Here is an 11,915-nt window from a genome sequence, read left to right as displayed (position 1 = left end):
ATTTTCCTTTATTACATATCGCCAAACTTGCACTGCAAGGCGGTAATTGCTGCTAAAGCAGCGGTTTCGGTGCGCAGTACACGCGGCCCTAATAGCACATCAACAAAGCCACTGTCGTTTGCTTCGCTAATTTCATCATCGGAAAGACCTCCTTCAGGGCCTATCAACAAGCGCGTGGCGCTTGCCTGATGCGGTAAATTACCAATTGAATATTGCGCTTTAGGATGAAGATTCAACTTTAAACTTGCAGTCGGCTGCGCCAACCATTCTTGTAGCGATATCGCTGGCATTACCTCAGGCACCACCGCTCGGCCACTTTGCTCACAAGCACTGATCACTATTTTTTGCCACTGTTGACGTTTTTTCTCAAGACGTTCAGCGTTGAGTTTGACGCCACAACGCTCAGTAAACAAAGGGGTAATTTTGGTTACACCGAGCTCAACCGACTTTTGCAAAGTAAAGTCCATACGATCGCCTCGAGAGATACCTTGGCCTAAATGAATGCTCAGTGGTGACTCATTATCAATAGCTATCGCTTGCGTAATATCCGCCACAGCCTGTTTTTTGCTAACCTCAACCAGCGTCGCTTGATAATCGTGGCCATCGCCGTTAAAAAGATAAATAGTATCGCCTTGTTTTAAGCGAAGAACCCGAATAACATGCCCAAACACATCATCGGATAAAGTGATTGTTTGGCCGACCGTATAATCGCCAGCCTGATAAAATCTTGCGTTACTCACACGTTTTTCTGGTAATCAAGTTATGCATACAAGATAGGGCTTGTCGTGACAAAAAACAAGAGCGATGAGGGTGCTCGCTTAAAGAATAAGCGCATGCTGTTTGAATGGCATAAAAAAACCGGCAAATGCCGGTTTTTCGTTAATAAATTCAGCGGTAATTATAAACCAGCAGCAGCGCGTAAAGCGTCAGCTTTATCGGTTTTTTCCCAGCTAAATGCAGTAAAGGTATCGTCACCCACGGTCATTTCAAAAGGTTCACGACCAAAGTGACCATATGCTGCTGTTAATTGGTACATTGGGTGCAACAAGTCCAGCATTTTAGTAATACCGTAAGGACGTAAATCGAAGTGCTCACGTACCAATGCGATCAACTTCTCTTCTTCTAACTTACCCGTGCCAAATGTTTCGATAGAGATAGATGTTGGCTCAGCAACACCAATCGCGTAAGACACTTGAATTTCACAACGATCAGCAAGACCCGCTGCAACGATGTTTTTCGCGACATAACGGCCTGCGTAGGCTGCACTGCGGTCTACTTTCGATGGATCTTTACCACTGAACGCACCGCCACCGTGACGTGCCATACCACCATAAGTATCAACGATGATCTTACGACCAGTTAAACCACAATCACCTACCGGTCCACCAATAACAAAACGACCGGTTGGGTTAATAAAGTATTTGGTATCTTCCGTTAACAAATCAGCTGGTAAGGTATGCTTGATAATGTTTTCCATTACCGCATCATACAAATCTTCTTGGCTGATGTCTGGAGCGTGTTGCGTTGACAAAACAACCGCATCGATTGCTACTGGTTTGTTGTCTTCATAAATAAACGTTACTTGTGATTTAGCATCAGGACGTAACCATGGTAATACGCCAGATTTGCGCATTTCAGCTTGACGCTCAACCAAACGGTGTGAGTAGTACAAAGGAGCTGGCATTAATGATGGCGTTTCGTTTGTTGCATAACCAAACATCAAACCTTGGTCACCGGCACCTTGCTCTTCAGGTTTTGCACGGTCTACACCTTGGGCAATCTCAGGTGACTGCTGACCAATAAGGTTCATAATGCCACACGTTTCACCGTCAAAGCCAACTTCTGACGAGGTGTAACCAATATCGGTAATAACCTTACGAGTTATCTTTTCAAGGTCAACCCATGCTTCTGTCGTCACCTCACCAGAGATGATTGCAACACCGGTTTTAACCATGGTTTCACACGCAACACGTGAATGTTTGTCTTGTGCAATAATCGCATCTAACACCGCATCAGAAATTTGATCGGCAATTTTATCCGGATGACCTTCAGAAACTGATTCAGAGGTAAAATAATGTTTAGCCATAACGCCTCTACTTAAACTAATTTATCACGAGCTGGTTGCTGTCATTAGCAGCAAAACAATTAAGTGAATAAATAATAGACAAGATTGTAAATTTCGGTGAATTTTACACAGGATTTGAAAATAAATCTACACTTTTACGTCTAGACGTCTAAAAACAAAACAACCAAGAAAGATAGCAGATAATTTTTGCTCTTAGTAAACCAGTCGTTGCAGCATACCGGGTCGATAAAGGTAAATATCCCCCCTAAATTTTCGCACTATTAGTGCCCCTTAATTAGCCCTGTTGCTTCTCCCTGTGGCAGTAATATTTTATATTTTTATATAGATCGCTAAAACGAAGTAAGTGACAGAATAAATAACGCTTTTTAATATTTGCCTGTAAACTAAAGATTAACCCCAGCCCACCCTAGCAATTGCCTCATACCTACTCGTGTTTACTCATCACTTTAAACTGATGCATAAACTATAGATGTTGAGGATAAAGCTCAGATTAACTTGCGTGTCTGGGGCAATGAATTAGCGCGATCCATTGTCGCTATATGTGTATTTATCAATAATAACAATGTGCATATTAGGAATATAATATTGGCCGCATTACACACTTTGAATCATGCCAAAAACGGCAATAATCACTGGCAAGCGCTGTTTGCTAAAATAGCTGATGACATTTGGCAACATGGTTATAGCATTCAACCCTCAGCATTACCTGAAGACATCGCTGAGTCCTTATATTGTTATCAACAAAACTTACATGTTCATAAGTATCTCGATGCTGGCATCGGTCGCAATCGGGACTATCTGAAAAATGAGTTTGTTCGTACCGATGCAATATGCTGGATTACCGGAGAATCTGACGCCGGAAAATTATGGTTAGATTGGGCTGCCGAGCTGCAAAGCTACCTTAATCGCCGCCTGTTCCTTGGCTTATTCTCATTTGAAAGTCATTTCGCCCACTATGCGCCAGGAGATTACTATAAGCGTCACTACGATGCCTTTCGGGGTGAGACCAATCGTGTGCTATCGATGGTCACCTACTTAAATCCGCACTGGCAAGCAAGCGATAAGGGTGAGTTAGTTCTTTATCGAGATGATGACGACAAACAAGGCATAAAAGTTATCCCGTTATACGGAACTATTGTGGTGTTTTTGAGCGAAGAGTTTCCGCACGAAGTATTGCCTGCAAATCGAGATCGCTATTCTATTGCCGGCTGGTACCGAGTCAATACATCGATAGACAATAAATTAGATCCTCCGCGCTAAGCCAAAAGACTAGGTTAACAAGTTAGCTAAAAACTAAGTTAGCAGAGCTCAGTAACTTAAAAAAAACGTGGCACCATAACGGTAGCCACGTTTTATTATTCGAAACAACTCAAAGCGACAGATTACTCCGCGTCATCACCATCTAAAGTGACACCACGTAAGCCGCCCATACCGCCCGATTCATTAGTGCGTAACTTAATCATTAAGCGTAAATCATTCGGCGAGTCAGCATGATGCAAGGCATCAGCGTAACTAATATCACCAGACTCATACAAGTCAAACAATGCTTGGTCAAAAGTTTGCATGCCTTGCTCGCGTGATTTTGACATCACTTCTTTGATCTCACCGACATGCCCTTTTTTGATCAACTCCGCAATGTATGGCGAGTTGAGTAAAATCTCAATCGCCGCTCGGCGTCCTTGACCATCACGGGTTGGTACTAATTGTTGAGCAACAATACCGCGTAAGTTAAGTGCTAAATCAAACTGTAGTTTTTGGTGCTGTTCAGCAGGCACTAAGTGCATGATACGGTCAATCGCTTGGTTGGCGTTGTTGGCATGCAGGGTCGCAATACACAAATGTCCGGTTTCAGCGAAGCTCAATGCATGTTCCATGATTTCTTGTGAGCGGATCTCACCAATTAGAATCACATCTGGTGCTTGACGGAGTGAACTTTTCAGAGCCGATTCAAACGACTCCGTATCCATACCAACTTCACGTTGGGTGATCATCGAACTACCGTGCTCATGGACAAATTCCACTGGATCTTCAATGGTTAATATATGTCCTCGAGCATTGTTATTACGATAACCAATCAGTGATGCCATCGACGTTGATTTACCGGTACCTGTACCACCAACAAACAATACTAAACCACGCTTTGACATCACCAATTCTTTGAGTACCGATGGCAAGCCTAGCTTATCAACATCGGGAATATCAGTGACGATACGACGCACCACCATACCTGGCATTTCTCGTTGCCAAAATGCGGAAATACGAAACCGGCCAATACCGTCAACAGCAATCGCATAGTTACATTCTTTGCTGGTATGAAATTCGTCTTTTTGCTTGTCGTTCATAGAGCTTTCGACGAGCTCTAAGGCATCGTCAAAGCTCAATGGTTTGTCATCAATAGCGGTAAGCTCGCCATTGATTTTGGCACTTGGATTCATATTCACGGTAATGAACATATCCGAACCATCTTGGTTTACCATCGACTCGAGTAACGTGTGTAAATACATCGTGCTACCTCTTTAAACGCAAGCGTTTAGTAAACTCTAAACTGGTTTTTATCAACCGCTTTCGCCATTGCGTTTTCACGGGTGATAAGGCCACGGCTTAATAGATTTTGTAAACACTGATCCATGGTCTGCATACCATGTGACATACCGGTTTGGATAGCTGAATACATTTGCGCAATTTTATCTTCACGGATCAGGTTACGAATTGCTGGAATGCCGATCATAATCTCATGCGCCGCCACACGACCACCGCCAACTTTCTTTAATAAGGTTTGCGAGATAACCGCTTTTAACGACTCAGATAACATTGAACGTACCATATCTTTTTCTTCACCTGGGAATACATCGACAATACGGTCAATGGTTTTCGGTGCCGAGGTGGTATGCAAAGTACCAAATACTAAGTGACCGGTTTCTGCCGCTGTCATCGCTAGGCGAATCGTTTCAAGGTCACGCATCTCACCAACTAAGATCACATCCGGATCTTCACGAAGCGCACTGCGCAGTGCTGCGTTAAAGCTTAACGTATCGCGATGAACTTCACGTTGGTTAATCAAACATTGTTTGTTTTCGTGAACAAATTCGATCGGATCTTCGATGGTTAAGATGTGATGACGTTTGTTTTGGTTAATATAATCGACCATAGCGGCCAACGTTGTTGATTTACCAGAACCCGTTGGACCGGTAACCAACACTAGGCCGCGAGGGTTATCAGCAATATCACGGAAAATATCAGGGCAGCCTAACTCTTCCATTGATAAAATAGTGCTAGGGATAGTACGGAATACCGCTGCTGGACCACGGTTTTGATTAAAAGCATTTACCCTGAAGCGTGCCAAGTTTGGTACTTCAAATGAAAAGTCCACTTCAAGGTTTTCTTCGTATTCCTTACGTTGACGATCTGTCATGATATCGTAGACTAAAGCATTAACGTCTTTGTCTTCGAGCGACGGAATGTTAATCTTACGTACGTCACCATCGACACGAATAGCTGGTGGCATACCGGTAGAAAGATGTAAGTCGGAAGCATTGTGCTCAACGCTAAATGCTAAAAGCTCGGTAATATCCATAATATTCCTAAAATTTATAATTGTTATAAAATAAAAACATGACCTTAATCGCCGATAACCTAAGCAACACACTCACTCAGATACAGCAATACACTCAGCGCGCGAAACGCGATGTAAACAGCGTCACTCTGCTTGCTGTAAGTAAAACCAAACCTATTGACGATATAAAACAAGCGTATCAAGCTGGTCAACGTCAATTTGGCGAAAACTACGTGCAAGAACTAGCCGAAAAAGCCAGTGCCTTACAGAACTTCGCGAATCAAGATATTGTTTGGCATTTTATCGGCCCGATTCAAAGCAATAAATCACGATTAGTCGCCGAGCATGCCCACTGGGTACACACTATCGACCGCATTAAAATCGCAAAACGCCTTAACGATCAACGTGATAGTAACATTACCCCGCTACAGGTGTGTTTACAAGTGAATATTAGTGGTGAAGACAGCAAATCCGGTGTGACTGCGCAACAAATATCCGAGTTAGCTCAATATGTTAACGATTGCCCGCAACTTACCTTACGTGGCTTAATGTGTATCCCCGAAAAAGGTGACAGCCGCGACAGTTTTTTGGCGATGCAAACCTTGTTTAACCAGCTTAAGTCCCAATATCCCACTGTAGATACTTTGTCGATGGGTATGAGTGGCGATATTGAACAAGCCATTACCTGCGGCAGTACCATGGTACGAATAGGTACCGCGATTTTTGGGAGCAGAACATAATGAATAAAAACGTCGCCTTCATTGGTGCAGGCAACATGAACCGTTGCATATTAATTGGCATGATCAATGGCAACTTTCCTTCGTCATCCATTATGGTCACCAATCCAAGCCCAGAGAAACGCCAAGCATTAGCTAACGACTATGGCGTATTAGAAGATAGCGATAATCACAAAGCGGTAAGCTTTGCCGATGTAATCATCTTAGGTGTAAAACCCCACCTGATTAAAAGCGTCTGTGCCGACATTAAAGCCAATGTCGATATCAGCGGTAAGTGTTTTGTCTCGGTGGCAGCGGGTGTATCAATCGAGCAAATGCAAAGAGTACTCGGCGATGATGCCAAAATAGTACGCTGTATGCCGAACACCCCATCGCAGCTGGGGGTTGGCATGGCCGGTTTGTTAGCCAACAATAATGCAACCACAGATGATATAGAGTTTATTGACTCAATTTTTAAAGCGGTAGGGCAAACCCTGTGGCTTAAAAATGAAGAAGAGATTGATAACCTAATTACGGTGTCAGGCTCTGGGCCTGCATATTTTTTCGCATTTATGGAAGCGATGCAAAAACAAGCGATGGCGTTTGGTTTTGATAAACAAACAGCTCGCCAACTTGTGCAACAAACTGCCTTGGGCGCGGCTCGCATGGTTGTCGAAAACGACGAAGATATTGACACCTTACGTGCTAATGTCACGTCAAAGGGTGGCACCACACATGCAGCAGTCACAACCCTGTTAGAGGGTGGCTTAGATGATTTAGTCAGTGAGGCCATGAAAAACTGTAAAGCCCGAGCTCAAGAAATGACGGCAAGTAATGACTAGCCTGCAAGGTTACGATGCTGGCATAATATAACCCAATAAGCCGTAAGCATGGTTTGTGCATTTACACGGCTTATTCGATAAACAACGATATAACCATAATAATCAGTAGCCTGGAGTGCACATGGATGCATTAATCATTTTAATAAACTTTGTTTTCGACGCGTATTTTATGATGCTTATCTTACGTGTTTGGATGCAAGCAGTACGCGCCGATTTTTACAATCCACTAAGTCAATTTGTGGTAAAAGCCACTAACCCTGTGGTTGTGCCGTTTCGTCGCTTTATTCCAGGCTTTGCAGGTATTGACGTAGCGACCATTGTCGTTGCTTATCTGGTGGCCGTATTAAAGTTTGTCGCTTTACTGAGCTTGCAAGAGCAACCGTTAGACGGCGCTTTTATTGCCTATATCAGCTTACTGTTTTTAATTAAAGAAAGTGGTTATTTGCTGTTTATGGTGATGCTGATCATGGCGTTAATGAGCTGGGTAGTACAACACCCAACACCAATTCAAATGATTTTCCACCAATTAACCGAGCCATTTTTGCGTCCTATTCGCAAAATAATGCCTGATTTAGGTGGTTTAGATTTATCGGTGGTTGTCGTTTTCCTTGGTTTATCGATGCTAAACGCCCTATTGAGCGCCAATATTCCGTATTGGTTCATGGTATAAGCTATACTTAGCAAACACGATAACAGGAGCTACCGTTATGTTAAATGCAACACTAAAGCCACTCTTAATGGCATTATTGATGTTGTTGGCAATCTCCCCTGCTCATGCAGAAAACATGCAAAAATTGGGCGATTTAGAAGTACACTACATTGGCCTGTCGACCTCTTTTTTACAGCCTGATATTGCTACCAGCTATGGCATTGAACGTAGTCGCTACAAAGGTTTTGTTAATATCTCGGTATTAGATACGAGCCAACAAGGCAACCCAGCCAAAGCAGTCGGTATTTCAGGGACAGCGACCAACCTTGTAGGTCAGCAAATGCCGTTAGAGTTTCAACAAATCAAAGAAGGCAAAGCCATTTATTATATTGCCATTGTCGACTACCCAAATGATGAAACCTACAAATTTGATATTTTAATTAATGACAACGGCACCCAGCACACATTAAAATTCACCCAGAAATTTTATGTTGAGCAGTGATTAACTGTCGCCAATATATCGCCGTAAAAAAGTGCGTTTATCGCACTTTTTTTTCAAGTTAAACATACCGCAAAGTGAACACCATGAAAAAAATCGTCCTTGCCACAGGTAACCTTGGTAAAGTAAAAGAACTCCAAACATTGCTTGCTGAGCAACACATTGAAGTTGTACCACAAAGTGAGTTTAACGTCCCTGATGTACCTGAAACGGGTACTACCTTTGTTGAAAACGCGATTATCAAAGCGCGTCATGCAGCAAAAATTACTGGCTTACCGGCGATAGCTGATGACTCTGGTTTAGAGGTAGATTACTTAAATGGTGCTCCGGGGATTTACTCTTCGCGTTTTGCTGGTGATGCGGGTAATGATGACAAAAACAACGCCAAATTACTGAGCGAATTAGAAGGTGTCGCAAACGCCCAACGCACAGCTCGCTTTCAATGTGTATTAGTGTATATGCGCCATGCTGATGACCCTACACCGATTATTTGCCAAGGTACTTGGGAGGGTAGCATCACTAACGAAAAACATGGTGAACAAGGCTTCGGCTACGATCCACTGTTTTGGGTTGAACAGTACCAGCAAACGTCGGCGCAATTATCGCGCGACATCAAAAATAGCTTAAGCCATCGTGGTAAAGCTTTAGCAAAACTTGTGCAAGCATTACAAGCCTAATCGGGAAGACAACGTGCTAAAAAATCCGCCATTGTCGCTCTATATCCATGTCCCATGGTGTGTACAAAAATGTCCCTATTGTGACTTCAATTCACATACCTTAAAAAATGACATTGACGAGCAAGCTTATATTCAACATTTGTTAAATGATCTCGACCAGGATATCGAACGCTTTTCGATTAACCGCCCACTATATTCGATTTTCATTGGTGGTGGCACACCTAGTTTGTTATCGGCTGAAGCTATTAGTACGCTATTAACCGGTGTTAAACAGCGCTTTGCACCTTGTGTTGACGATATGGAAGTCACCATGGAAGCAAACCCTGGTACCGTTGAAGCCGACAAGTTTAAAGGCTTTGCTAATGCTGGGGTTAACCGCTTATCTATTGGTGTACAAAGCTTTGAATCAGACAAGTTAATAAAGCTCGGCCGAATTCATGACAACCAGCAAGCGATTCGTGCGGCTGAAATTGCCAAAAAATGTGGCGTAAAAAGCTTTAACCTGGATTTAATGCACGGCCTTGAGCAGCAAAGTATTGAAGGCGCTTTAGACGACTTAAAACAAGCCATTGCCTTAGAGCCAGATCATTTGTCGTGGTATCAACTCACCATAGAGCCGAACACATCATTTTACTCTAAACCACCAACGTTACCTGATGATGATGTACTTTGGCAGATCCAAGAGCAAGGTTTAGAACTATTAGCAGAACATGGTTATCAACAATACGAAGTATCAGCCTATAGCAAAGCACCGAACGTACGCTGCCGACATAACTTAAACTACTGGCAAAATGGTGACTACTTAGGCATCGGTTGCGGTGCCCACGGCAAAATAACCGATGCCAGTACCAATACAATAACTCGCACCGTAAAGGTGAAACATCCAAAAGGTTATATGGATGATGAGCGAGAATACCTTGATCATATTCATCAAGTAGCTGATGCAGAGCGCCCGTTTGAATACATGATGAATCGATTACGTCTATTTACGCCATTTACTGCTCAAGACTTTGAACAAAACACTGGCCTTAGCATTGGCAAAATAGAGCCAGCGCTGCAACAAGCCGTCAATAAACAGCTACTTAGCTATGAGCAAAACCAGTGGCAAGTATCAGCGTTAGGTAAACGCTACCTTAATGACCTACTGGAAATGTTCTTATAACTAATACCAATTACACTAAGTTTGTGCCCAACTCAGAGCTAGGGCAGAGGTTCAGTTACAACATAGATTTCATTGAAATAGTCATTCTATATTAATGAAATATAGGGCCGTAAGTGGGCCTCTGGTAAACGCCCTACGGGTGAGTTTTAAAGGCTTTTATGTTGCGTAACTGATTTGGACGATGGAATAACCATTCTCTGCAATCAAAGCCTTGCCTAAAAGCCTTTAAATTCTCACTGAGCGAGCAATAACTTAATGTGATTGGTATAAATGGCGCTTTTGTTTCAAACAAAAGCGCCATTTATACAAACGATAACCTGTCAACTTCTCGCCCTCTCTCTTCCTACCATAACCCATTGTATTATCTATCGTTTCAGGCATTGTTTTTTAAGCTTTATGCGCTAAGCTGAAAATGAATAAGACACGAATAATAACAATTGCACGGAAAGGGAGCTTGGCATGCTATTTATTACCAATAGAACACCCAAACAGTCTGCGCGCTCTCGCAAAGGCCGTAACATTAATTTCGATTACAACAACACCGCTGTATCACAGTTTTTGTATTTTTGTGAGCGTACAGGCGACGGCAAATATACTGAGATTATGAGCCCAGCGTTTTTCCAACGTTTAAAAGACCTTCCCAAACAAACCCAGTTACTATTTTATATCCATGGTTTTAATAACAATATGGAACCTGAGATATTCAATAGTGCCCGTAAATTAGAGCGGCTTATCAACCAGCAAAGTAAGAATTTAGTCTGCGTGATCCCCATTATCTGGCCATGTGATGATGACAATCCCTTAGCCTTTATTGATGATTACTGGGACGACCAAGATGCTGCCGATGCGAGTGGCCCGGCTTTTTCACGATTAATAGGTAAATTTGATGACTGGCGCCACGACAAACCACAACTTGAATTACCTTGCTTACGACGTATAAATATCGTTGCTCACTCAATGGGTAACCGGGTATTACAAAATGCCTTACATGACTGGGCAATAAAATATTCATCTGGCAACATGCCTATGCTGTTTCGTAATACCTTTATGATCGCCGCCGATATAGAAAACCAAGCGCTAGAAAAACACCAAAACGGTCGCTACATTGTCGATGCCAGTCGCAATGTCGTTGTTTATTACGCCAGCGATGACTTAGCAATGCCAGCATCAAAACTGGCTAATTTACGGAATAAAACGCTGTCTAGACGCATGGGAATGACGGGGCCAGAAGATATGTTGCAATTACCTAAATCCGTGTACGAAGTAGACTGTGATGAGTTTAATCAACAGTTTGATGTAAAAGGTCATCATTACTTTTTAGATAACACTGCAGGAGACGTCAGCCCCATCATAGCGCACATGGTCCAAGCGATAAGTAGTGGTAGAGTGCAACCTGCACAACGTAGTTACATATTAAAAAAATAGCCTGGTGAGATTGGCGCCGGTTACCCAGTGATATTACAAATCGTCAATTTCTCGCTTTAAGTTATAGGCTTTGTCGGTAACAATTTTTTCCAAGGTCGCGACACGTTCTTTAAGCTGTTCGATTTCTTGCGTCAACTCATTGTTCGCTTGCGATGTTTGTTCTTGTTGATTCGAGTTTTGTGTATTTAAATATTGCTTCAAAAATTTAAATACACTGACAATAATGACAACGAAAATAATAAATTCAAATATATGCACCTTATCCCTCCACGACCTTTGCTATAACGGTATGCCAACAAATATCTA

The 11,915-nt window shown here is 42.6% G+C and carries 13 protein-coding genes; 8 read left to right on the top strand and 5 right to left on the bottom strand.

Going from position 1 to position 11,915, the window contains the following annotated elements; genetic code table 11:
* Positions 1 to 11 precede the first annotated feature (11 nt).
* A complete protein-coding gene (gene rsmE / locus ACAX20_RS02670) occupies positions 12 to 740 on the bottom strand; it encodes a 16S rRNA (uracil(1498)-N(3))-methyltransferase (protein WP_371188373.1) in 729 nt (242 codons plus the stop codon).
* A gap of 158 nt (positions 741 to 898) precedes the next feature.
* Positions 899 to 2,086 (bottom strand): methionine adenosyltransferase, encoded by a 1,188-nt coding sequence (gene metK, locus ACAX20_RS02665; RefSeq protein WP_371188371.1) that lies wholly within the window; start codon positions 2,084 to 2,086, stop codon positions 899 to 901.
* Positions 2,087 to 2,671: 585 nt separating this feature from the next.
* Between metK and ACAX20_RS02660 the strand changes: the two genes are divergently transcribed.
* On the top strand, positions 2,672 to 3,346 hold the full coding sequence (locus ACAX20_RS02660) for a 2OG-Fe(II) oxygenase (RefSeq protein ID WP_371188369.1): 675 nt from the start codon (positions 2,672 to 2,674) through the stop codon (positions 3,344 to 3,346).
* A 122-nt stretch (positions 3,347 to 3,468) separates the two neighbouring features.
* On the opposite strand, the gene ACAX20_RS02655 is transcribed toward ACAX20_RS02660, so the two are convergent.
* Positions 3,469 to 4,590: a PilT/PilU family type 4a pilus ATPase gene (locus tag ACAX20_RS02655; protein WP_371188367.1), complete on the bottom strand. Its 1,122-nt coding sequence runs from the start codon at positions 4,588 to 4,590 to the stop codon at positions 3,469 to 3,471.
* Between the two features lie 26 nt (positions 4,591 to 4,616).
* Positions 4,617 to 5,660, bottom strand: coding sequence for a type IV pilus twitching motility protein PilT (locus ACAX20_RS02650; protein WP_371188365.1), 1,044 nt, complete (start codon positions 5,658 to 5,660; stop codon positions 4,617 to 4,619).
* Between the two features lie 38 nt (positions 5,661 to 5,698).
* Between ACAX20_RS02650 and ACAX20_RS02645 the strand changes: the two genes are divergently transcribed.
* The 7 genes from ACAX20_RS02645 to ACAX20_RS02615 all read left to right on the top strand — a co-directional run bounded on the left by ACAX20_RS02645 (position 5,699) and on the right by ACAX20_RS02615 (position 11,609).
* On the top strand, positions 5,699 to 6,379 hold the full coding sequence (locus ACAX20_RS02645; RefSeq protein WP_371188363.1) for a YggS family pyridoxal phosphate-dependent enzyme: 681 nt from the start codon (positions 5,699 to 5,701) through the stop codon (positions 6,377 to 6,379).
* Complete coding sequence (proC, locus tag ACAX20_RS02640) at positions 6,379 to 7,197, top strand: pyrroline-5-carboxylate reductase (RefSeq protein WP_371188361.1); 819 nt, start codon at positions 6,379 to 6,381, stop codon at positions 7,195 to 7,197. Before ACAX20_RS02645 ends, proC begins: the two co-directional genes overlap by 1 nt.
* 121 nt (positions 7,198 to 7,318) lie before the next feature.
* Positions 7,319 to 7,867: a YggT family protein gene (locus ACAX20_RS02635; RefSeq protein WP_371188359.1), complete on the top strand. Its 549-nt coding sequence runs from the start codon at positions 7,319 to 7,321 to the stop codon at positions 7,865 to 7,867.
* A gap of 37 nt (positions 7,868 to 7,904) precedes the next feature.
* Entirely contained in the window at positions 7,905 to 8,348 is a 444-nt protein-coding gene (locus tag ACAX20_RS02630) for a DUF4426 domain-containing protein (protein ID WP_371188357.1), read from the top strand.
* A gap of 83 nt (positions 8,349 to 8,431) precedes the next feature.
* Positions 8,432 to 9,022, top strand: coding sequence for an XTP/dITP diphosphatase (locus ACAX20_RS02625; RefSeq protein WP_371188356.1), 591 nt, complete (start codon positions 8,432 to 8,434; stop codon positions 9,020 to 9,022).
* A gap of 13 nt (positions 9,023 to 9,035) precedes the next feature.
* On the top strand, positions 9,036 to 10,184 hold the full coding sequence (gene hemW / locus ACAX20_RS02620; protein ID WP_371188354.1) for a radical SAM family heme chaperone HemW: 1,149 nt from the start codon (positions 9,036 to 9,038) through the stop codon (positions 10,182 to 10,184).
* Positions 10,185 to 10,643: 459 nt separating this feature from the next.
* Entirely contained in the window at positions 10,644 to 11,609 is a 966-nt protein-coding gene (locus tag ACAX20_RS02615) for an alpha/beta hydrolase (RefSeq protein ID WP_371188352.1), read from the top strand.
* A 33-nt stretch (positions 11,610 to 11,642) separates the two neighbouring features.
* Here ACAX20_RS02615 and ACAX20_RS02610 read toward each other — a convergent pair whose 3' ends face one another.
* Positions 11,643 to 11,867, bottom strand: a complete 225-nt coding sequence (locus ACAX20_RS02610; RefSeq protein ID WP_371188350.1) for a hypothetical protein — start codon at positions 11,865 to 11,867, stop codon at positions 11,643 to 11,645.
* Positions 11,868 to 11,915 lie beyond the last annotated feature (48 nt).

This window comes from Thalassotalea sp. Sam97, from assembly GCF_041379765.1.
GTDB classification, from domain to species: domain Bacteria; phylum Pseudomonadota; class Gammaproteobacteria; order Enterobacterales; family Alteromonadaceae; genus Thalassotalea_A; species Thalassotalea_A maritima.
Note: the sequence above shows the minus strand (reverse complement) of the source record. Positions and strands in the feature narration are given on the sequence as shown.